The organism is Capnocytophaga cynodegmi, from assembly GCF_002302475.1.
Lineage (GTDB): Bacteria > Bacteroidota > Bacteroidia > Flavobacteriales > Flavobacteriaceae > Capnocytophaga > Capnocytophaga cynodegmi.
In genome coordinates this window covers 439,179-461,444 of the sequence record NZ_CP022378.1, presented here as the reverse complement: position 1 = coordinate 461,444, position 22,266 = coordinate 439,179, and the positions used below count along the sequence as shown (strand labels likewise).

30 protein-coding genes are annotated in these 22,266 nt (G+C 31.0%); 24 read left to right on the top strand and 6 right to left on the bottom strand.

Annotated elements, in window-relative coordinates; all coding sequences use genetic code 11:
* Positions 1–37: 37 nt before the first annotated feature.
* From CGC48_RS02215 to CGC48_RS02110, 22 genes are all read left to right on the top strand, one after another.
* Positions 38–340 (top strand): hypothetical protein, encoded by a 303-nt coding sequence (locus CGC48_RS02215; protein ID WP_098028295.1) that lies wholly within the window; start codon positions 38–40, stop codon positions 338–340.
* Positions 341–403: 63 nt separating this feature from the next.
* Positions 404–1,072, top strand: a complete 669-nt coding sequence (locus CGC48_RS02210; protein WP_098028294.1) for a M23 family metallopeptidase — start codon at positions 404–406, stop codon at positions 1,070–1,072.
* An 11-nt stretch (positions 1,073–1,083) separates the two neighbouring features.
* Entirely contained in the window at positions 1,084–1,380 is a 297-nt protein-coding gene (locus CGC48_RS02205) for a hypothetical protein (protein ID WP_157909850.1), read from the top strand.
* The gene (locus CGC48_RS02200) at positions 1,340–1,705 is read left to right on the top strand and encodes a hypothetical protein (protein WP_098028292.1); all 366 of its coding nucleotides are present in this window, start codon (positions 1,340–1,342) and stop codon (positions 1,703–1,705) included. Before CGC48_RS02205 ends, CGC48_RS02200 begins: the two co-directional genes overlap by 41 nt.
* 74 nt (positions 1,706–1,779) lie before the next feature.
* On the top strand, positions 1,780–2,610 hold the full coding sequence (locus tag CGC48_RS02195) for a hypothetical protein (RefSeq protein WP_098028291.1): 831 nt from the start codon (positions 1,780–1,782) through the stop codon (positions 2,608–2,610).
* On the top strand, positions 2,582–3,103 hold the full coding sequence (locus CGC48_RS02190; RefSeq protein ID WP_098028290.1) for a hypothetical protein: 522 nt from the start codon (positions 2,582–2,584) through the stop codon (positions 3,101–3,103). The genes CGC48_RS02195 and CGC48_RS02190 overlap by 29 nt, the downstream gene beginning before the upstream one ends.
* Before the next feature lie 75 nt (positions 3,104–3,178).
* A complete protein-coding gene (locus CGC48_RS02185; protein ID WP_098028289.1) occupies positions 3,179–3,382 on the top strand; it encodes a hypothetical protein in 204 nt (67 codons plus the stop codon).
* A complete protein-coding gene (locus CGC48_RS02180; protein ID WP_157909849.1) occupies positions 3,343–3,780 on the top strand; it encodes a hypothetical protein in 438 nt (145 codons plus the stop codon). The genes CGC48_RS02185 and CGC48_RS02180 overlap by 40 nt, the downstream gene beginning before the upstream one ends.
* 24 nt (positions 3,781–3,804) lie before the next feature.
* Positions 3,805–4,443 (top strand): M23 family metallopeptidase, encoded by a 639-nt coding sequence (locus CGC48_RS02175; RefSeq protein ID WP_098028287.1) that lies wholly within the window; start codon positions 3,805–3,807, stop codon positions 4,441–4,443.
* A gap of 130 nt (positions 4,444–4,573) precedes the next feature.
* Positions 4,574–5,290, top strand: a complete 717-nt coding sequence (locus CGC48_RS02170) for a hypothetical protein (RefSeq protein WP_157909848.1) — start codon at positions 4,574–4,576, stop codon at positions 5,288–5,290.
* A 124-nt stretch (positions 5,291–5,414) separates the two neighbouring features.
* Entirely contained in the window at positions 5,415–6,053 is a 639-nt protein-coding gene (locus CGC48_RS02165; protein WP_098028285.1) for a M23 family metallopeptidase, read from the top strand.
* A gap of 3 nt (positions 6,054–6,056) precedes the next feature.
* The gene (locus tag CGC48_RS02160; protein WP_098028284.1) at positions 6,057–6,587 is read left to right on the top strand and encodes a hypothetical protein; all 531 of its coding nucleotides are present in this window, start codon (positions 6,057–6,059) and stop codon (positions 6,585–6,587) included.
* Positions 6,588–6,625: 38 nt separating this feature from the next.
* The gene (locus CGC48_RS02155; RefSeq protein ID WP_098028283.1) at positions 6,626–7,516 is read left to right on the top strand and encodes a DUF5675 family protein; all 891 of its coding nucleotides are present in this window, start codon (positions 6,626–6,628) and stop codon (positions 7,514–7,516) included.
* The gene (locus tag CGC48_RS02150; RefSeq protein ID WP_098028282.1) at positions 7,503–8,240 is read left to right on the top strand and encodes a hypothetical protein; all 738 of its coding nucleotides are present in this window, start codon (positions 7,503–7,505) and stop codon (positions 8,238–8,240) included. The genes CGC48_RS02155 and CGC48_RS02150 overlap by 14 nt, the downstream gene beginning before the upstream one ends.
* Before the next feature lie 36 nt (positions 8,241–8,276).
* Positions 8,277–9,026 carry a hypothetical protein gene (locus CGC48_RS02145; protein ID WP_098028281.1) on the top strand — a complete coding sequence of 250 codons (750 nt, stop codon included), beginning with the start codon at positions 8,277–8,279 and terminating at the stop codon, positions 9,024–9,026.
* 48 nt (positions 9,027–9,074) lie between these two features.
* The gene (locus CGC48_RS02140) at positions 9,075–9,377 is read left to right on the top strand and encodes a M23 family metallopeptidase (RefSeq protein WP_098028280.1); all 303 of its coding nucleotides are present in this window, start codon (positions 9,075–9,077) and stop codon (positions 9,375–9,377) included.
* Positions 9,374–9,625 carry a M23 family metallopeptidase gene (locus CGC48_RS02135; RefSeq protein WP_098028279.1) on the top strand — a complete coding sequence of 84 codons (252 nt, stop codon included), beginning with the start codon at positions 9,374–9,376 and terminating at the stop codon, positions 9,623–9,625. Before CGC48_RS02140 ends, CGC48_RS02135 begins: the two co-directional genes overlap by 4 nt.
* Positions 9,618–10,082: a DUF4348 domain-containing protein gene (locus CGC48_RS02130; RefSeq protein ID WP_098028278.1), complete on the top strand. Its 465-nt coding sequence runs from the start codon at positions 9,618–9,620 to the stop codon at positions 10,080–10,082. The genes CGC48_RS02135 and CGC48_RS02130 overlap by 8 nt, the downstream gene beginning before the upstream one ends.
* 22 nt (positions 10,083–10,104) lie before the next feature.
* On the top strand, positions 10,105–10,266 hold the full coding sequence (locus tag CGC48_RS02125) for a hypothetical protein (protein WP_157909847.1): 162 nt from the start codon (positions 10,105–10,107) through the stop codon (positions 10,264–10,266).
* A 348-nt stretch (positions 10,267–10,614) separates the two neighbouring features.
* Entirely contained in the window at positions 10,615–11,007 is a 393-nt protein-coding gene (gene tssD / locus CGC48_RS02120; RefSeq protein ID WP_041992148.1) for a type VI secretion system tube protein TssD, read from the top strand.
* A 73-nt stretch (positions 11,008–11,080) separates the two neighbouring features.
* Positions 11,081–11,530: a hypothetical protein gene (locus CGC48_RS02115; protein ID WP_098028276.1), complete on the top strand. Its 450-nt coding sequence runs from the start codon at positions 11,081–11,083 to the stop codon at positions 11,528–11,530.
* A 20-nt stretch (positions 11,531–11,550) separates the two neighbouring features.
* Entirely contained in the window at positions 11,551–12,927 is a 1,377-nt protein-coding gene (locus tag CGC48_RS02110) for a DUF5458 family protein (protein WP_098028275.1), read from the top strand.
* A 338-nt stretch (positions 12,928–13,265) separates the two neighbouring features.
* Here CGC48_RS02110 and tssR read toward each other — a convergent pair whose 3' ends face one another.
* Genes tssR through tssK form a run of 6 tightly spaced genes read right to left on the bottom strand, consistent with a single transcriptional unit; the run spans position 13,266 to position 19,683 of the window.
* Positions 13,266–15,677, bottom strand: a complete 2,412-nt coding sequence (tssR, locus tag CGC48_RS02105; protein WP_098028274.1) for a type VI secretion system protein TssR domain-containing protein — start codon at positions 15,675–15,677, stop codon at positions 13,266–13,268.
* A gap of 7 nt (positions 15,678–15,684) precedes the next feature.
* Positions 15,685–16,581 carry a PKD domain-containing protein gene (locus CGC48_RS02100; protein WP_098028273.1) on the bottom strand — a complete coding sequence of 299 codons (897 nt, stop codon included), beginning with the start codon at positions 16,579–16,581 and terminating at the stop codon, positions 15,685–15,687.
* A gap of 7 nt (positions 16,582–16,588) precedes the next feature.
* Positions 16,589–17,098 (bottom strand): type VI secretion system transmembrane protein TssO, encoded by a 510-nt coding sequence (locus CGC48_RS02095; protein WP_098028272.1) that lies wholly within the window; start codon positions 17,096–17,098, stop codon positions 16,589–16,591.
* Between the two features lie 5 nt (positions 17,099–17,103).
* On the bottom strand, positions 17,104–17,610 hold the full coding sequence (gene tssO, locus CGC48_RS02090; RefSeq protein WP_098028271.1) for a type VI secretion system TssO: 507 nt from the start codon (positions 17,608–17,610) through the stop codon (positions 17,104–17,106).
* 3 nt (positions 17,611–17,613) lie between these two features.
* Entirely contained in the window at positions 17,614–18,549 is a 936-nt protein-coding gene (locus CGC48_RS02085) for a hypothetical protein (protein WP_098028270.1), read from the bottom strand.
* 18 nt (positions 18,550–18,567) lie between these two features.
* Positions 18,568–19,683 carry a type VI secretion system baseplate subunit TssK gene (gene tssK, locus CGC48_RS02080; RefSeq protein ID WP_098028269.1) on the bottom strand — a complete coding sequence of 372 codons (1,116 nt, stop codon included), beginning with the start codon at positions 19,681–19,683 and terminating at the stop codon, positions 18,568–18,570.
* Positions 19,684–19,958: 275 nt separating this feature from the next.
* On the opposite strand from tssK, the gene CGC48_RS02075 reads away from it, so the two are divergent.
* Together CGC48_RS02075 and CGC48_RS02070 are read left to right on the top strand one after the other, a co-directional pair.
* On the top strand, positions 19,959–20,408 hold the full coding sequence (locus CGC48_RS02075) for a GPW/gp25 family protein (RefSeq protein ID WP_041992173.1): 450 nt from the start codon (positions 19,959–19,961) through the stop codon (positions 20,406–20,408).
* A gap of 13 nt (positions 20,409–20,421) precedes the next feature.
* Positions 20,422–22,239, top strand: coding sequence for a type VI secretion system baseplate subunit TssF (locus CGC48_RS02070; protein WP_098028268.1), 1,818 nt, complete (start codon positions 20,422–20,424; stop codon positions 22,237–22,239).
* Positions 22,240–22,266 lie beyond the last annotated feature (27 nt).

Below are 22,266 nucleotides of genomic sequence, written 5' to 3'. Positions count from 1 at the left end.
GTACAACAAACCCTAATTGAGTCATATTTTTTCTCGGATGGTATGCAAACACAAAAGCGAATGGTCATACAAATGGGCAAAAATAAAATCAGATTATGAGAAGTTTATTAAATACCACTATCCCAAAGCCAAGCAAGAGTATGTAGATGAACACCTTGATGAAATACAAGCTAAATATGATGCATTGTATGATTTTTGGGATAAATTAGAGTTTAAAACAGATACGTTTTGGTATTTTGAGCCTTTTGCTTGGGTGGAGCAAATGAACAGGGTGTTCAGTAATAATGCTGATCACGGAGATATTCATGATCCAATATTAAATCCACAGGTAAGAGGATGATATAATAAAGGGACGAATCTGAATAAGAAATCTAAAATTAAGGGGTGGAATCCTTACGCTTCGATGTTAATAAATTCACAAACAACAAATGAAGATGTAAAGAAGTATGGAAAGTCACAAAGAAGTACTGGAGAACATAGTGGATTAGGTCTTTATGCCCCTGTAGGAACACCTATTTACGCTTGTGTTGATGGAATTATTGAATATCACCAAATGTATGGAGCAAAAGCAGGTTTTTTAACGATTTTAAAAGGGGAATATAAGGGTGAAGTTTATTCTTTTCAATATATGCATCTGATGGAAATAGAAAATGATAAATTTCGATTTTATAATAACTACAAGAATAATAAAAATGTAACTAATGATGGTTGGCTTGACTATAATGATTTAGACTCAGAACTTAAGGATCCTTTGGTTGGAGAGGTATATAAAATGTCTTATGACCAAAAAAATAAAACTCTATTGATAGATAAAAATACTATTGATATCAAAGTGGCTAAGAGTATTTATAAGGGGAAAAAAGTCAAGAAAGGAGACGTTATAGGTTATACAGGATCAACAGGAAATTCTTATCAAGGGAAAGATAAAAATCACTTGCACTTTGGTATAAAAAAATCGAATGGAGTTAGAGTAGATCCTTTCGAATTACTAAAAGAATATATTAATTTTGACTATAGTGGAGAGGAAACGCATAAAAGACAAGACAGTATAACTCCAAGTAGTGAATGGTAAAAAAAACAGATATGAGATATTTATATATTTTAATAATTTTATTATTTTCTTGTAAAGCAGACAAAAAACAAGGAAATGAACAGAAATATACACATAAGGATGATATTGAACATAAAATTCATAGAGATGGTACAAGAGAAAAAGAGACCTATGTAAACTTTCAGAGACTAAATAGGGAAAGTTTTGTGGGAAAAGAGTATCAATATCTTGATGAATTTGAAGATTTTAAAAATTGTAGATATGGAGGATTTGATGTATTAATAGAATGTGGAGAAAAAAAAAATAGACATAATAAAGGTCTATTTTGAAGAAAACGAATCTCCTCATTTACTTATACTTGTTGAAAAAAATGATGATAAATTTGAAAGGCAATTTAAAATTACAGATGTTCTGAATCTCTCACAAGAAAGACTATTACAACAACCTGAAAATTTTGTATTAATTTCCGATAAGTACATAAAATATGGAAAAGTAATAAATCTGCCAATCGCTGCTATAATTAAAGAGCAATATGAAGAAGAGTTTTTTATGAATATGTATAAAGCTTGGAAAGTTGATTGTGAAACAGGGAGATTTGTTGAAATTTTAATAGAAGGGATAAAAGTTGAAAATGAGGAATACTATGGTATTTAGTTTGCAAACAATTGTCAATATAAAATTTACAGGCTTCGTATAACAAACCCGAATTGAGTCATATTTTTTCTCGGATGGTATGTAAACACAAAAGCGAATGGTCATACAAATGGGCAAAAATAAAATCAGATTATGAGAAGTTTATTAAATACCACTATCCCAAAGCCAAGCAAGAGTATGTAGATGAACGCCTTGATGAAATACAAGCTAAATATGATGCATTGTATGATTTTTGGGATAAGTTGAATTTCAAAACAGACACGTTTTGGTACTTTGAGCCTTTTGCCTGGGTGGAGCAGATGAAGAGGGTGTTTTCTTCAATAAAACCAGATATTGATTTGAGACCTTTAATGATTTTTGAACCGCAAAAAGGACGTAGTGATTGTAATATAACTTGCAAAAGAATAATGAAGAGAATGGGAGTTGTGCCAGAGGGAGCAACTATTAAAGCTAAGAAATATCCTTTTACAATAAAAGGAATACAACGATATGAGAGTTATTATCAATTAGCGGATGAAAATGAGGAACGTACCACATTGGTGTTCAGAGATAACCAAGTATTAGAAGACGCGAATAATTATTTAGATAAGTCATTAGAGTATGGTCATCCAATTTTGGTGGGCGTAAATCACACGTTTGATTATAGAAGTTCAGAAGATTATATAAACGAAACAACAACTGATCATTATGTGATTATTGTAGGTAGAAAAACAGTCAATAATGAATTAAGATATATTTTTTGGGATGTAGGAACTTCAAGAGGAGCCTCTACAGAATGGTATTTTATAAAACAGAGCGATGGGACACTTTTTGCCCCCAGAACCTATAAGTCAAATAATAAAACATTTACAGTAATTCAAATAAGAAGAAATTTAGATGAAAATAATAAAGTTATTAAGTATTAGTTTTTTATTACTATTTCAATGTTGTAAAACTAAACCCAAAAAAGATGAAAGTATTTTAGTTAACAAACAGGAATTAGTTCAGGATACTGTTCAAAATTTAAATACTTCATTTCAAAATGAATTAGAAAATAAAAAATTTTATTTTTTAGAACGAGAAGAGAAGGGGGATTTTGTTCTAAAGAAATATCCTCAGTATTCAGGAGATTTTGAGATGCCAAAATATGTATTTAAACAAAATACTTTTATTAATGGAAATAACGTAATGGAAGTATCAGAGTGGAATATTTTAAAAATTTCAAAAAAAGATTCCTTATTACAATACGTTTTGAATATGAAAGAGAATAAGGAAAACTACGATACTTTGAATTTAATTTATGATCAGAAAACAGGTTTTTTAACTCAAAAAATGAAAAATTTTTCTTCGGTAGTACTAATAGACTCTCTTCATAGTAACAAGATAAAAAGCATTGATATTTATAATGAGGAAGAGTAACTGTATTAAATTATATGAAAAACCGTCTAGACTTTTACTTTTCTAAAAGTTTAGACAGGTTTATAATTTAAAAAGATGAAAAGGATAATTTTAATATTAGTAATTGTGTTTTTTGTATTTTCTTGTAAAGATAAAAAACAAAATGAGGCTTCTGTTTCTACAATAGAGAAGAAAATAGGTACAGTCAAAGATAAAGAGCTAAAAAACACTGAAGTTACAGTTGATATTGTAAGGAAATTTTGTACAGAAGATTTTATGGGATTATTAATAAAAACTTAATCGGTGTTGAAAATTATGGTAATGAAAATAGAGAAGAATGTTACGAAAAATATTATGTTACATTTGAAAGTGTCTGTTATTCCTACAACCTTTTGAAAATGAATATTGGTAAGGAAAAAATTTCGTTATTTCATTATTTTGACACAGAAATTAGCAGACATTATGATATTGTTAATTGTTATGTGTTGGGTGAGAGTCTAATTATTGAGACCAATTCTGATGAAATATCAAAAATTGTTATTACTAAACAAAAGAATATTCCTGTTTTTTCTCTTCGCTGTGAAGGTGAAATAAATGATGGTGTTTATTTCGGTATAGGTATTAGTAATTTTCTAATATTTGAAAAGGATTTAGAAAAATTTGGAGGCATTCCTGATTGTGGAGATTTTGAAGGATAAAAATCATAGGTTAGTTGTGAAAATTTGTATGATTTTTGGGATAAATTAGAATTTAAAACGGATACATTTTGGTATTTTGAGCCTTTTGCTTGGGTAGAGCAAATGAAGAGGGTATTTAGTGTTTCAAAATGGCACGAACCAGTAGATAATCCGATATGTACCCTATATATGCAAAGAGGAGGTGGAGGTAAATTTGGAAAACATTGGGGGCTTTTTGGAAAAACAAGAAATGGTTCAAAACATTTAGGATTAGATTTGTTTGCAACAACAGGCACACCAATTTATGCTTGTGTAGATGCTATCGTATATAATAGAAGATGGCACGGAGGTTACGGAAATACATTAACACTTAAGGTAAAGGATGTCCAATCTTTCCTCTGCCATAAACAAAATTATAAACTCCAATATGAAAAATCAGGTGAGATGGAAAAAGGTGTTTCTTGGAGTGAAGAAGGAGATATTTTCCTGTTTTATGCTCATTTAGATTCAGTCAAAGAATTTAATTTTGGAGAAGAAGTAAAATGTGGCGATGTTTTAGGTACTACTGGACGTTCAGGGGTTGAAGCAGGTACTTGTGCTCCCCATCTTCATTTTGAGATATTTTGTTACTACAAAATGGGTGATGATGCAATCAACTATCGTATAAACCCTGCTTTTTTGTAAAATATAAAGGATTCAATCAACAATCAGAGGAAGAAAAGAAAAAACAATTAGATGAGAAAAATAAAGGTCAACTAAAAGAAATATACGGACAGGAAAAACTAAAATTTGCAAATATTAAAGGATTTATCAAATGATGAAAATAAGTATAGTTATTATAATTTTAATGTTACTTGGTTGTACAGGTAACAATAATATACGGAACAATGAAAATGTAGGAAAAAAAGATATTGTTCAAAATGGAATTATAAAGGAGACAAGTAATTTAATAAAAAAAAGAACTTCTAATGCTATTGCAGGGACAAGTATAGATAATGTTGTAAGAGATACTATCACTCAAAAAACAGATGGAAACATAATACTTTTAAAGTTTAATTCTGTGGATTTTCCTTTTTATCTTGTTTTTTTTATAGAATCAGAACGAAAATTTTTATACAAAGAAGATATTTTTTCTTTTGAATTATACGCAATGTTATATGAAAATGCAGAGAATTTACTTACAGGTTTAAAGGACATACAAATAGTAAAAAGAGAAAAACAGTATTTTTTAATGTACCCTACCTATTCAGAAGAATTTCCTTCTTTTAAGATAGTGGGATTTTCAAAGAACAATCCTTTCAAATACTATGGAATATATACGTATGGTTATAATGATTATGATAAATTGGAAGGTATTTCCTTTGAAGAAATTAAATATAGATTATTTGAGGAAAATAATATACCTATGGTTTATGCCTTAAGTGGTAGAAAAAAATTTTTACTCTCACAGATTGAAGAAGACCAGTATCGTGAAAGGATTTCTGAAGAAGAGAAAAATAGGATAAAAAATTTTATGCTAAATTTGAAGTGAAATTATTATTTCAGTTTATTGACACAAAAAAGCTAAATTTGATGCCTTATATGATTTTTGGGATAAATTAGAGTTTAAAACAGATGCATTTTGGTATTTTGAGCCTTTTGCTTGGGTAGAGCAAATGAAGAGGGTTTTTAGTGTTTCAAAATGGCACGAACCTGTGGAAAATCCTGAAAGAGCTTGGTTTAACTTGGGATATCCTTCTCCAAGAAGTGGGTATTTTGGTGCAACAAGAAAAAGTGGTTCAAAAAATCATGGAGGGATAGATATTTTCGCTTCAATAGGAGAACCAATTTATGCCTGTTTGGATGGAGAGGTTGTTTCAGCACAATATCGAGGAAAAACAAAAACAACAGGATATGGCAACACCATTATCATAAAAGTGGCTAAAGAAGATTTGGAAGCTTGTCGCAATAGTTATAAACTAGAATTTCCTAATCCTTTTAAAAATGGTAAGGGAGAGGTCGAAAAAGGAAAAGGTTTTGGAGATAGTGATGAGCGTTATTTGCTTTATGCACACCTTGATACGATGTTAGTTAAAAAAGGAGATAAGGTAACAGCTGGACAACAAATTGCAACAGGAGGAAAAACAGGAAATGCTGAAACTATTTCCTCCTCCAAAAATAGACACTTACATTTTGAGGTGTTAAGTTCTAGAAGTACAGAGGGTTATTACGACCTATTGAACAGAGAAAATCCAGCTTTCTATGTGAATTTTGTGAAAGCAGATTTAGATAAACAAAAATATAATAGAGATTAGATTATGAGACAGATTATAATTTTTTTTGTAGCATTATTATTGCTAAATTGTAAACAGAAACAAAATGAAAAAAAGACTTCCCAACAAAAAGAAAATAAAGAGTTTGTTAAAGATTCAGTTTTTTCAATAAAAATAAACGAAATTGAAATTAAGTATCCCTGTGGAGAGGTAGTAGGATATGGTTTTTTGGGATGGCACGATAAGGATGCTCTCATAGATGAGGTAGAAGAGTTGTTATTAAATCTATGTAAGAATAATAATGGTGAATATGCTTTAAGTGTTGAAAGTACTGAAGTTTGGTCTGATGGAAAATTAAAACGTGGAAAAATATATGATTACAAAAGACTTGGAATTATAGAAGGAGAAGTGTCAATGGGAGAAGGATGTGTATTACCAACAGGAGAAACACTAGCTTCTATTGTGATAGATAATTCTGTTATACACTCTATTTGGCGCGTAAAAGTAGGAAAACTTATAGAGATGGACAAAAATAAAGAATATCCTTGTATTGATTTTGATGAGGGAATGGAATAAAATTTGGATTTAAGACGTACGATGCTGAAAATCGTAGGATGTATCCAATAAAAAGTGTGAATAATTACGAAGGTACATCTGAGTTTATCAAGAAAATAATTGCTCTTATAGACAAGAACAAAGACCGCAAAATCCAAAACGAAGAGTTACAAGCTTCGTATAACAAACCCGAATTGAGTCATATTTTTTCTCGGATGGTATGTAAACACAAAAGCGAATGGTCGTACAAATGGGCAAAAATAAAATCAGATTATGAGAAGTTTATTAAATACCACTATCCCAAAGCCAAACAAGAGTATGTAGATGAACGTCTTGATGAAATACAAGCTGAATATGAAGCATTGTATGATTTTTGGGATAAGTTGAATTTCAAAACAGACACGTTTTGGTACTTTGAGCCTCTTGCTTGGGTGGAGCAGATGAAGAGGGTGTTCAGTGTTTTAGATAAAAATACTATATACATTACCCGAAAATGGGAAAAATGGACAGGAAAAAATGAAAGTAGTGCTACATTTGGAACTTTTAAATTTGGAGATTTAGAGGGATACATATGTGAGCCCTATGGACCCGAAACTACAGAACGAAATAAAGACAAACGCATACCAGTAGGAACCTATAGTTTAATGTGGCATACTTCTAAAAAATTCCCCAAAAACAAATATGTTAAAAAGGGATATTCTAAATTAGAATATGGATTTCCTAAGTTGTACAATGAAAAAGTTTCTGTTGATAGAAGTATTTTAATTCATTCAGGTACAACAGGAGCAGATAGCGAAGGGTGTTTACTGCCTGGTGGTAAAATTCATAAAAAAAATGATGAAGTAATTTCTATATCAGGAAGTATTTCAAAGTTTTATGAGATAATTTCTATTATAGAAGAAAAAGGAATAGAAAATATTAAGATAGAAATTAAAGATGAGATACGATAAATTATTGATCATTATTGTTGGCTTTTTTACATCATTAACAAATGCACAAAATAAAAATTGTGAAATCAATTACGTTATAGAAACAGCGAAACCGTATGATGTATTTAACAATAAATATGCAGAATTATTACCTTCAAAAATTGATAAAAAAGAAATTGATATTTCTATACTATTGCAAAAGGTAGATTATTTAGGTTTTATTGGTAGAAATAAAAAACGCTTAAAAATAAATTTTCATTCTATTGAAAGAACAGTAGATAGTAAAATTTATAAAGTAAAAGGGAATACAATAGTTGAGAAAAATGATGTTGATTTTCAGGGCATTATTAATATTGAAAAAATTTTTTCTTTTTCATTTTTTTCTCGTGGAGTTGATGACTTTTTTAAAGGAAAGATTAAAGATCAGGGAATAATAGTTTTTAACTATAAATTTAAAGAAAATGAAAAATTTTCAGCGACTGGTATTTTTAAAGGGAAGGGGCTTATTCGTTGGTATATTGATCAGAATAATAAATTTTTGTATGATGATATTGAAGATGATTCAGATTCTTATTTTAATAGTGTTTTCATAGGCACTTGGACGAGTTATAAAACAGGAAAAATACAACAATGCAATTGGGGGCAATATCGCATCCCTTGCTCAGGTGATTTAGACATTGGAGCAGCGGAGTTTAGCCCTAATCCCAAGTATTACAAATACGGTTGGGAGGATTATGTGCCTTAAGAACAGATGAAATAGATAAAACTAAAAATAAAGAAGATGAAAAATACGGAGAAATTATTAAAAAAAGAACTCGATAAAAAATGGCTATCTATCGTAATAATATTGTTCTTAAACACTTTTTTATATGGACAAAGTAATTGTACATTTATATATGTAATTGATGATACCACTCACGGACACTCTTATGAAAAATACAATGAAACTCTTGATATGCAAAAGGTTTTAAATGAAGAGAAATCAGGTTTTTTTGGTTTTATTGGGTTGAATTATAAGCGCTTGTGCATTACTTTTACCTCCATCATAAAAAATAAAGATAATAGTAATATTTACGAGGTGGAAGGCTTTAGTACTGTGATGAATAAAAATAAACGTAATTTTAGAGGAACTTTTACCTTAATTTCATATTATCGACTTTTAGAACCATCACTTGACTCACTAAAAGAAGGAGATAATGAAGGTTTTTCTACTTTTTCGTACATTTTAAAAGAAGATGAAAAACTTTCTGCAACAGGTGTTTTTGAAGGTGAAATGTTAGTTCTTTGGTATAAAGATAAAGGAAAACAACCCGATTATTCAAGTCTTTTCGATTTTGGAGATCCCGCAGGTAATTACAAATTTCTTGGTACTTGGACAAGTTACAGAACTAAAAAATCTTCTGTTGCTTCTTGGGGTAAAGAACGTATTCCTTGTTCGGATAATTTCGATATAGGAGCAAGTGAATTTAGTCCCAATCCCGGATATTACAAATATGGTTGGGAAGAGTTTAAACACAAATATGGTAAATAAAAAACAGATATATTTTGGCATTTTGAGTCTTTTGCTTGGGTGGAGCAAATGAACAAGGTGTTTGAGAGGAAAGAAATTAAAAAACTTGGAGGGTGGCCTATTGAACCTACTTATAAAAAGTGGACACGTTTCATTGCTAGTGGAGTGGGAAAAAGAAATGTAACAGAATTATCCACTGCCAGTAAGAATCATCAAGGATTAGACATCAATTTTTCAGGTGGAGGAAATACAGATATAGGAGCTCCAATTTATGCTACTCACGATGGTTTTGTACATAAATCAAAAGAAGATACTTCGGGAAAAACAGGACGCTATGTTGTCATAATTTCTCATAATAAAAAAAAATTATGACACGCTATTTACATTTAAGTAAAATAGATGTGAAACAGGGTCAAATGGTTGAAAAAGGAGAAAAAATAGGAGAATTAGGTGCGTCATATTTGGGAAGTGATGTACACTCAAAAATGTCTGCTCATTTACACTATGAGATAAGAGGAGTTGACGATAAACTAAATCCCAGTGAAGTAATATACCCAACGGAAGGGAGAGGTATAAAAACAAAAGAATTATTAGATCCACAAACACTAATTAATGATTGAAATGAAGTATTTATTTTATTATGTAGTAATCTTTATTTTGGTTACTTGCAAAAATGTTAACAATAATGAAACTAATGAGCGAATAGAAAAATATGATGTTTTTACAAGTCCTATGTATTCTGAAGAGGATTTTACTATTTTTTTTAATAGATTTAAAAAAGATAGTTTATTTCAGTTTAGGCGTTGTTCAGAAATAATTACTATTTATGAGTGTGATGATTTTGATAATTTGGTTAGAAACTTTAAGAGTAAAAAGGACATAAAATTTATAGATTTTACAAAGGATAGTATTTCATATAATTTGGAGGAAAATGCATATAAAGTTAAAATTATACAAACTAAGGATTCTGTGGATTACCATTTATGGGGTATAGATAATGGAATAGATGTATCATTTATATTCAAAAAGAGAGACTCTATTTGGATTTTAAGTTCTATTTATGATTTTTCAAATTAGGAGAACGAATATTTTTTCTCGGATGGTATGTAAACACAAAAGCGAATGGTCGTACAAATGGGCAAAAATAAAATCAGATTATGAGAAGTTTATTAAATACCACTATCCCAAAGCCAAGCAAGAGTATGTTAATGAACGTCTTGATGAAATAAAAGCTAAATATGATGCATTGTATTATTTTTGAGAGAAGTTGAATTTCAAAACAGATATATTTTGGTATTTAGCTTTATGTATTTCCTAAAAGTACAAAAAAGAAAACGATGTATCTGAGTCTATAGAAATAATAAATTAATATCATTTCTCTGATTTTTAGATTTTTATGAAATAGAGATTATTAGGTAACCTATTAATTACTTAGTATTATATTTGATATGTTAAAGTCAGTTAAATTATATTTTTTAATAAAAATTATTTTTTTCTTGCACAGATGAAAATAATCACTTAAATTGCACTCGATTACGACACTTTCAAGAGACTTTCTTTTTATGGTTGTAATCAAAAAAAGTAATGTTAAATTAAAAAAATTAAATTTATGGCATTCAGTTCAACACTTAATTTAGGAGGAAAAGAGTACGATGTACTTGATTGCAAGTATTCACTTCGTAGAGATGTAGACTCAAAAGGGAGACCAGCATCTAACATCTATGGTGGACGTATTACAGTTCGTGTAGAGTCCACATCGGACACAACCATATTAGAACATATGGTAAATCAGTTTAAACCTTTCTCAGGAAGTATTATTTTCAAAAAAGGTGATGAAGAGGCAAAAATGAAGGAACTTTCGTTTGAAAATGCTTACATTATTGAATTTGAAGAAGGAATTGATGTGGTTGGTTCTAACCCAATGTCTCTTCAAATTACAATTTCAGCTCAAACTATTAAAATAGGTGGTGCAGAGCATCAGGAGAATTGGCCAAAGAGTTAACAAACAATTGTAGAAAACAAAGTGCTTGTTATTAATGACAAGCACTTTGTGTTTTGAGTAAAATAGGAAAAATATGGGTATTTTAAATTATGGAATAGGAGGGAATGAGGTAAAAACGGAGGCTTCGGAAGCTATTGGTAACATTCCTGAGAATCGTACACTTTTGGTTGAAAAGTTAACCTCAGAGGACCCTATTACGCCCCAAGCCATAGAGGGATTAACTTCTATAGATGAGGTGTTCGCTACTTTTCAGCCAAATGTAGATATTGAGTTTGAAACTGCAGAAGGAGAACCTGTTCAGGAGAATTTTTCTTTTCAGAATACGGGAGACTTTCAAATAAAGAACTTAACTGCACAAAGTCAATTTCTGAAAAAATTAGAAATACAGCGTGATTTCTATACCAAATTGGTAAAGCAACTTCGTACTAATAAAATTCTTCAACGAGCATTAGAAAATGAAGATACTAAAAAGGCGTTTATTCAGGCGTTGACTCAATTAAGAAATGAGCTTAGAGAAGCTTAAAATAAAAAATTTTATTGTATATGGCAGAACAACAGAGTAATCAGAATATATCTCCCAATGTTCGTGAACAAGTATCAGAACAGTTTTCTCAATCAGTATTAGATGATGCTTTGTCAGGACTTTCTCGTTTGGGAGGGTTTAGCTTCTTAGAGGCGACAATTGAGGGTATTCAAAACCTAAATCCAGAGAGAAAAGCACGTAAGAAAATGTTTTTGGTAGAAGAACAAAAGCAGAGTGAACGTGATGAATTAGCCGAAAAGATAGATTTGTGGTTGGATCTTTTAACCAATAATGAATCTATATCTGAGATGGTGGATAAGAGCCAAAATGAAGCTAATGCTACGGCGAGTTTACTTTCTAAAAATCAGCTTGTTGCAGTAGAGGCTGTTCGAGATTTGGAGAAGTCATACCGTGCAGTGCAATTGTTTTACAAAAATACAGAATTAGATAAATTATCAAACATAACAATTGTCAATGCTTCTCCAGAACAACTTTCTGACCTTGATAATTCAAGGTTTATTGATTTCATTGCAGATGAAATTAATCAGAACTATGACCGTTTAGATTTACGTGAGAACTACTCTATATTAGTAATTCCTGGTTTTTTGGGTTCCAATAAAGTAATAGAAAAATGGGCAAAGATAGCTCATAACAATAAGGTAATGCTTTTTACTGATTTTGCTGATTTGGACAAGCCAGATGATGTAGTCGATATGTTTTTCTCTTCTAATTTAGCTGGTGGTGATACTTTCAAAAGTAATACAGTGATGAGTTGTAACTGGCTTATTGGTAGAGGAGCATATAAGGAAATCGGAGAGGAAGATGATTTGCACGTATCACCTTCTTCAGCATTGGCAGGAAAGGTTTATAAAACATTGATGTCGCAGGTAACCGCAGGAAAGAAATTTGGAGGTCTTAACGAGGTGGATGCGGTAGTATTCCCTTTGAAAAAAAGTGAAATTTCTCAATTGGAAGCTATGGGATTGGTGCCTATGGTCAACGAATATGGGAAAGTGATGGCTTTTTCAGCAAAAACACTTTTCAACGGAGATAACTTGGGATTACAAACTTATTCTGTAGTACGTGTATTTGATTATATCACGAAGGTATTATTTGATTTTTTAAATCGTCGTTCTTTTGAAAATTGGAATGTACGAACCGAGCAGGATTTGAGAAGCCAGATTGTTAAGTTTTTAGATGGTATTCAAGGACCAGGGCGTCTGATTGAAAGCTTCAAAATTCTTCGTATAGAAAGAGATCCTGTACAGAAAGATAGAATTTATTTGGATATTCATATATCACCTTATTTTCCATCAAAAAGCTTTGTTATTAAGTTAGATGGAACTAAGGGAGATGATGGGACTAATTGGGAGAGTGAATATCAACAAGATAAGTAGAAATGAAGTCTGAAAGAAATCCGCAAGTAGATGATTTATACTTTGCGGATTTTTTATTTCAGTTGCTTTAACTCCTAATAATAAAAAGTTGATTTTTACATAGTATAGTTTAACAATACCTTAATTTCATATTGTTTGTTTTTAGTCGTGAGCTACCCAACTTGCCGTAATTTTCATCAGCTTTGATGTCTTTAAGCAAATAGGTGACTGATAATTCATTCTTTTTTAAACTTAATTTGGTAAACTCAAATTTTAAATATTTTTATAATAAATAAAGTCTATTCAAATTCAACATTTAATTTCGAATAGACTTCATTTCTAAGTTGTCTTAACAATAACTATGGTAGATTTTCTACATTTATTTTGTAAAAAATTTCTCCGTTAGATTTAAGCTGATTTTCAGTTGTGATAGCTTGTTCAAAAGAATCTTTTTTTCTTACAAAATATTCAATAAGTTCATCTAAATCCTTATCAGATATTTTTTTTCTATTACGAATCTCCCCTACTTTGAGTTGTTTTAAAATAAGCTTTGGAGAATGAAATAACACGGCATATCTACCTGCTTCGGCGAGAGTAGCTTTTTTAATTTTTTGTTTTTTAGGCGGATACAACCTATTAACTTTCGACCATTTGTAATAGCTCTTTTGTAAAGACTTTCGGACTTTTCGTGTGTTAAGGTATTTTTGACTTTGTTTCGTGTCATCTTTAACAGAAATTCCGTCATCATCTAAGAAAGAGTTTTTTTGTGTTTTTTCACTTTTTTTAGCATCATACTTGTAATCTACCCGTTTTTTAGTAATATCTACAAAAAAGCTACGAATATTATCAATTTCATCCTCAGATAGCAGTAAAAAATGTTCTCCTTTATCCCAAACATCTTTTTTAACTTGAATTAAGGCTGGAAAAAAAGTATAAGGTTCAGTCCCTGCCAAAGCTTTAGCAAAAGTAATATCAGGAGAATATTTTTCAGAAAGATTTTGTAAAGAAACCCATTGCGGATTAATTTTACTTCGAGACATTCCCGAGGCAATAAATGACTTTTGTAGTTCATCAGTAATGTTTTGAGCATCAACCTGAATTTCCTCAATAAATGAACTTACTGATGAAACTAACAAATCTTGCGACATTTGCTCTTTTTTCTTAGGAAAAACAATCCATCCTTGCCACATACTTTGCTTGGAAAAATCTAATCTGTAAATGTTTTCACTATGCTCGACAAATAAATTTTCTGTGCAAAGTTGAGTAGAATTAACTAAAAAATTTTTCTTCTTTTTAATAATTTCCTGACTAGAACGTGAGATTATGTCTTGAATTTGCAAAATAAAATTATTATACAAGTTACCTATATCGGAATACAATTGGTACCCTAATATACGAGCATTAGAAGAAACTATCTTCTGAACTAAATGACTATCTATCTGTTCTTTATCATTTCCACTTTCTCCAATTACGACAATTATATTGTTTTCATTTTTATATTCTGATAGTATTTGTGATGCCTGTAATGTTGCACTCCAAGATTCGGTTTTAAAAAAATCCATTTCTTTTTTTGAATCTGCCAACTTTTCTAACTCTTTAACGGCTACATCTACGTTTTTAGACAAAGGTATTTGTAGCAACGCATTGTATCGCCTTCCAAAGCCAATAACCGCACCTATTCTATAAACAAAACCATCTTTATTAGGTAATTGATTTTTAAGTTGATTGATTGAAACTACCAATTGTTCAAAATTAGAAATAACACTTTGTTGGCTCTCAAAAGCAAACACAATGTTGATATGTTTTAAATCTTTTTTTACTTTCTTAAAATCTTCGTAATTTATTACGTTTCCCGAAAGTCCATAAACGTAATTAGCTCCATTATCTACAACTGGGATGGGAACGTATGTGTCTATGTCAATAAATTTTTGTTCCTGTTTTAGTGAAGAAATCGGATTAAGCTCCAAAAAAGATCCATTAGCGTCAAACACAATAGTATCCTGTGGAATTTCCCTTTTTAATTTGTCAATCAAAGTAATCTTTTCTAAAGGCATCTCAGAAATTTTACTATAAAAAGATGTTCCATAAGGAGTTATGAATGATGAAGATACCCATCCAGAAATAACTTGTTGGGCGTTTTCAGGATTAATTTGTGGTTTTACAAATATCAAACTTTTACTTCTATCATCATTTTTTTTGTACAAGTAAACTAATGAATGAAGAGCTATCTTTTTTATGGGATTGAGTAATTCTGGCTCCTTATAAAGTACTAAAGAATCTTTTGAAAGAAAATTTTCCGTTTTTGATAAGGGTTTCTCACTCTTCATCATAGTAATCATTTTATGTGTTCTTCCCGATTCAATATCAGTTAAGGCTTTTGAAGACAATAGTAAATTGTCTTGATGTATCCACCCATAATATTCAATTTGTTTTCTATTTTTTAGCGTGCTATTTTCAATGATTTCTGGCTTATGTTTTATCAAACGCAAGTACTCTCCTTTCTTTCCGATAACCAAAAAGGCTTCCATATAAGAGGTTTTTTTCAGAACAATTTTTCCTCCTGGATTGTAATATGTAGGATTATTATCACTTTGTGAATATACAATCCAAGGTACTTTCTTTCCCAAATAACGTTTTACTTCCTGATCGCAACAAAAATTCTGAGTGTAAATTTTAGGTGTTTTCTTTACGCTAGTAAGTGGTGTAATTGGAGAGCATCCTGCTAAAAATGAATATATTATAAAAATAACTATAAATGAGATACGCTTCATAATTTTATTACTTGTTTATTGGCGATTGAGAATTTTGTTTTACTAATATGCGTTTTACACAATTGGACTCTTTATCAGGCTCAACTACTACTTCATTAATAATTGTACTTAACTGACTTCCTACTATTTTTAAGTTATGACAATAAGAATAAAAGTCAACCTGTTTTACACCATTGATAAGCACTTTTTGATTGGGATTACTACACAGATATTTGTTTAATATGTAGTTATAATTCTCATTGAAAGAACTCCCATCTATAATATTTTGCAATCGTTCCTGAATATCTTTAGCAATAAGAGATAATACATCGGAAGTGTCAGTTTCACTATATTCAGGAACAATTTCTATGTGATGCACAACAGGATATACCATATCTTCTGAAGTTAGCCTTACCTCATAAATGCCAGGTAATTTGTAGGAATAAGTAGGATTTTTTTCATAAGAGTCTATATCTCCTGTTTCTCCAAACTCCCAACGCCATTCTTTTGAATAACCATCAGCAAAGAATGAAATATACTCATTCTGAATAGCTGTACTTGGTGCAATAATTTTAATTGGACGAAAGTCATTCACACGTTTACTATCTTTTACTGTTATGATGAATCGCTGTTCAAGGGAGTTATTTACCTTTAATCGGATTTGGTATCTTCCTGATTGAGAGAATACATAACTTCCTGCCTTGTCTTTGGAAAAATCACCATTTCCAAATTCCCAAAGAATTTCCTTAGCATTTGAAGTACTATCTATAAAACGAATTGGATTTCCGAGTTCCACTTCTTTTGGAGATACCCAAGCTCGAATTTCTGTCTTTGTAACATTACCTTGCAGAAACCAAGTTAGAGCGACAACAAGACTTATAAAAACAACGATAATTATAGTCCAACGTGTGAAAATTTTATCCATATATTAATTATTGCTGATTTAAATTGTTACGTCTGATTTCTGTATTGGCACGACAACGTTCCAAATCCAATTTGAACTTCTCAATATTTTGTTGAATGTTCCACAGACGATCTTTATCAGACATTTGAAATTCATAAAAAGTTGCTATATGATCAAATATCTTATAACGTACATCCCATTTTTGTTGTGTATATACATTGCGAATTTCTCCCAAGAGAAGTGCAACCTCTTGTTTTTCATAAGCAGCCTTTAATGCAGGATTAAGTTGTGCTATTTTTTTATCAATTTGCTGAATTTTATCCATTTGAGTAACTTGCTCCTTTTCAAATTGACGAACACGTTGTATTTGTTCAAGAATTGCTTTCTTTCCTTCCAACGATTGATAGTGATTATTAGCGAAAAATAGAATATAACCACACAACATTGTAGTCACAGAAAAAATAATACAAACATAGAGGAAACCTATGGTTCGTTCCCTTGAATTGGTAATTTTATTAGTTTCATTTTTAGCTTCCATATGCTCTATTTTTTATCATAAGAAAGTTTTCCCACTTTCACTTTTCTGGTGATTACTTTATTTTCCTCTGTACAGCGAATCACGTCATTTTTATAGACATTTTCCGTCAATTTCAAAGCATTTATCGAATCCCTTGTACGTAAAAGTTTATCCATTTGATCTACCAGATGTTTGTGAACATAAACATCTTTTTTAGGAACTTTTTGTATAGCAGTATTTATCTTCATTTTTTTGTTAGCGATGCTACTCATCAAAAAAGGAGTATTATTTTCCTCCACCAAGTCAAGTGACTGATAAGTTTGGAAAATGTAATCAAAATCATCACTCAGTGATAATTGTTGATCAAAAATACGCTGACTTTCCGCACCTAACAACTGTATTTTATCTATTTCTGTTGATGCTGTTTTGAAAAAGACAAACACACAAACTAAGGCTATTGTAACCAAAAATATCATATACTTGGTAAAATTCAAATATGAAGTGAAAACTTCTTTACGATTCAATGCTTTCATATCCTAATATTCTAATCTTGTTGAAAAACCTAAAATAGCTGATTTGTCAGCATTTGAGGTAAGTTTAAAAAGTGTCTCTTCTTTGTATCCCTCAATATGTATTCGTAATTGAGCATCTGCGGGAATGAACAAGTCTAATAAAATATGTAATTGTTTTCTGGCTGCACTACCAGAATAAACAAGCTCTTTATATTCTTGCCTAAGATTTGCTATTTTTAAATTAACTGTTGGTAAAGTATCTATGAAAGTATTTCCAATAAAAGAGTTCTTTCCTAATTCTCCTTTCCCCAATATCCATTTGTGAGGAATTTGAAAACTTACTGGTTCAACATCATTTTCTATACTCACGTCACATCCCAAAAATGAACCCAAAATTTGGGCTGTTTGCTCACCTCTCGTTATTCTATTGCTTTGAGAGAGAAAATTTAATAAAAATAAGGCCTTATCTAAAGGAATGTCTTTTATGAATTTCCAATTATTAACAAAAAGATTAATAAAGTCAGGATGAGAATGAGGTCTTTCAAGTTGTCGTTCGTATAATTGCAAATTAATAAGTACCTCATCTAAAAACATTTCAAAAGGCTTGAAGAAATATCTTGCATTAAATTCTTCCTTTTTCCCTTTTTCAATAGACTTTAAGACGGCCGATTTTTGTTGTGCTTTACTGGAACTTCCTGCTTCGTGGAATACTCCCTTAGGCAAAGAGTCATACAAATCTCTTTTATTGGTATAAATGGTATAGATTTCTTCTTGAGAAGAGAAGTCACAAGCCAACCTATCTACCTCCTTTGCCACATTTCGTTTAGCCCTTCCTTTACGAATAATTCTTATTTTGTTTTTTCGAATTCCTTCCTGAATCATTCCAGAGGCAAATACTTCTGCCTTGTAATTTGTATATAGGTTATTACTAGGTAACTCATATATTTTCTTCTTTTTCATAAAAGAGGTTTTAACCGTTTAGTCTACCATCCATCGGCTACCGCTGGTGGTATTTGTTTGGGCTTGTCGTTCAGAGATAACAATACTTTCTCGGTGTTGTCCTACAAATTCAAGTTGGGATAGTGAAACAAATAACTCATTAAGCATTTGCAGCAAATTTCCTACAGAAACCATTGATTGATTGATTTGATTGTGGTTGTATTTCTTATTTATAATCTCATCAAGCATCTGTTCAAAGTTTGATGGAGTAATACCATTCCACTCGTGAAAATACTTAAGCATTTCTTCTTTTTCTTTTCTGGAAACAAAAAGAAGAGATGTAAGCATACTAGCTGCGAAAGAACTCAAAATTTCAGTTACCTGATAAGGGGTCAGATTCTTAACGTTATTCTTCCAATGATAATTTATAGTTGATAAAAATCTGAGCATTTCCTTACTGAGAACCAAAATACTATTAGCCACACTGGTCCTATTGGGTTGTGCTTGTATTTTTTCTAATATCTTCTGTAATGCTTTTTCTATTGAGGATATCCATTCAGAAAAGTTATATCCATAACCCTTTAGTGACTCGTGTGAAGACATAGTCAATGCAGGGGGTATGTAATTGCCATCTAATTGATATCCATAGTCATTCTTTCGTAAAAGTCCTACCACGATACTATTAGGGGGATATATTGTGTTTTCTTTATGTGGTATTGTATTTAGTCGATAAGTTGCAGTTACGTAAGCATAGCGGGGAGGATCAGCCTTGATGTCAAGTATATTTGTAGGTTTTCTTTCAAAAGGGTCAATAGTTAATACTATGTCCCAGGCTTCCTGTGGAGTTTCTGTTTTATTTTCTAATTCACAATATAGTTCATCTTCCTCCTCCGAATCTTGAATTCGCACCAAATATCCGCCAGAAGTAATTCCATTGTATGATTTTAGATAGACGCGTGTAACCTCTCCTATTTTCATAGTTTGGATTTCAATAGCAGTCTCCCTGTTAGTAGGCAAAAGCCCATAATGATTGGTGTGTGAAACCGATGCTGTTTGTAAAATGCGTTCCAGCAAAAAATTTTCCATTTCAATAAAATGCGTAGCTCTCACCTGCATTTCACCCCAATTAACCTGTCTGTGTACAAACTTATCCATTTTGTATATGTTTCTCAGATTGTTTTAATTATGAAATTCCAAAAATTTATTCATCTGCAAATTTAGATAATTTTATGTAGTTACAAATATTTTTATAATTTTTCTTTTCAAAATGTTATTTTTTTAACTTCTCATAACCGCCTATTGATAACTTCCAATCCTCACATACAAAGCTTTTTATTATTATTTTTTTATATTTATATCGGTTATTATTTCTTTTATTGTATATTTGCCTATCTTGTTAAATAATCACATTTTTTCACAAAATAGAATTTATGAAAATTGGCAGCGATCAAAGTTATTATAAGTTTCCAGTAAACTTCAAAAATCTTTTGGAAGAAAAAGAAACTGACAAATGCTCTGAAATTGAATCTATTGATGGACATATCGACCTACTGATAACTACCTGCCCTGGAGAACATTCCTTTGATAAACAGTACGGAACTACCATCTGGGAAATGGATTTTGAATACATCGTATCAGTAGGTAAATGGAAAGACCGATTCATAGGATATCTATCAGAGTCTATTGCCAAGTATGAACCTCGTATTACTAATTGTCAATTCAGATTAGAGATTACAGAGGTAGAACAAGAAGATAAACTTTCGAAGAATGTAAACATACACAAGTGTGTAGATATTTATCTTCAGGCAATAATTAAGAGTACTGAAGAGCCTTGTACTTTTCACTATCGATTATATTTAAGCCCATTATCCAAAAAATAACAATCAATTCATTATGAGTTATTACAGAGAAAGTAAAGAAGAAATAAAGAATCGTATGATTCAAACAGCGTTGCAATTCTGGAACATTAAAAACATTGAAAACTTGGACCCTCTGGTACGCCTTATTATGGAGGCTCTGGCAGAGCAACTACACGAGATTTCCAATGATATTGCAAGTCTTGAAACTCGTATGATGCAACGTTTGAGTGAAGTACTCTTACCTGATGCTGTACTGATGACCAAACCTTCTCACACTATCGCCTATTTAAAACCCCTATGGGAAGAAACTGAAATAACTCAAGAGAGTTGCTTTTCAACCAAAACGCCTTTTCCCAACAGAAAAGCACAAACAGATTATGCCTTTTATCCAGCTTGTAGAACAATTCTAAAACGTATCAATGTAAAGAAAATCATTTCAGCTGGAGATGTGTATGAAATAAACTCTGATTTTTCAAAACGTTTGCTATATCGTACAGAAGTAACACCTGAAAATTACAACAAAATATGGATAGGAATCTCTTCTGAAGATATAATAATGAATTTGCAAAACTTATCTTTCTATATTAATTTTCCTAATATTGATACTCGTAGTGAATGCTTAAAAATACTAAGTTATGCAAATTGGACACATAAGGGGAATAAAATATCTGTCCAAAACGGTATTTATAATACAGATACTCATTCGCAAGAAAATAGTTTAGACCATTTTTTTGAAAATCAGAATTTTAATGAGCGTATGAATGCTAAAATTCTTGATTTTTACAAGCAAAACTACTTTACTATTGACCAAGAATTACAAATATCACAAGATGAATATACTACATTTCCTATAACTGACCCTAAAATACAAAATTTATGGTTAGAAAATTCTGCTGTATTCAATGAAAAGCTATGTTGGATAGAAATCACTTTACCTCAATCTTTCAAATCACATATCATTTCAGATATTCAAGTAGTTACAAATGCTGTTCCTTTGGTTAATAAGAAACTACATTCTATTACATCTACCTTACAAAAAGGATTAGCAATTATTCCACTTGAAATGAATCCTGAAGAGTTCTTCTTAGGAATGATTTCTCTTTCTGATGAAAAAGACCAAGAATATGTTCGTTCGCATGGCTTTAAGTCAAGCAATTTTACTCGTAACTATACGCTACGTCAGGGAGGTACTGAGGCATTCGATTTTCGTAATGCTAAGGAATTATTAATAAAGCTACAAAGTCTCTTGGAAGATGAAGCAAACATATTCTCATCATTGAAAACAGCAAGTAGCGAAAACGTACAACTTATCGAAAAACTTATCAACAGACTTGAAAGAGATATTTCTGTTCAGCACAGAATGGGAAAAGAACTTTCATATTATATTTTCTTGGACAGAGTATATGATACATCGTACTTTTTTGTTAAATATTGGACTACTTTGGGCGAAGCTGCCAATGGAATACGTATAGGTACTATACTTACAAGAAGGGACACAAGTACTTCTGATGCTGTACTGATAACTCCTACTTTAGGAGGCACTGCTCTGCCTTCGGAACGGGAACGCATTGCTCAGTTTAAGTTTTTACTCAACAGTCGGGGTAGAGTAGTTACTAATAATGATATTAAAACATTCTGCATAGCAGAATTCCCTGATATTATAGCTGACGTACGCATTGAGCAAGGAATAAGTGTAGGAAATCCTCCCCAAAAAGGACTTATTCGTACCATTGATGTACATTTAATACCATTCGGAAAAGTAGAAAATGAACAAATGGTTACTGAAACAATGTACAACCAGTTAGTGAAGCACTCACCAATGACCTTTAACTATCGAATTTTTATTGACTAAATAGTTTAAATAAATCACATTTCATAA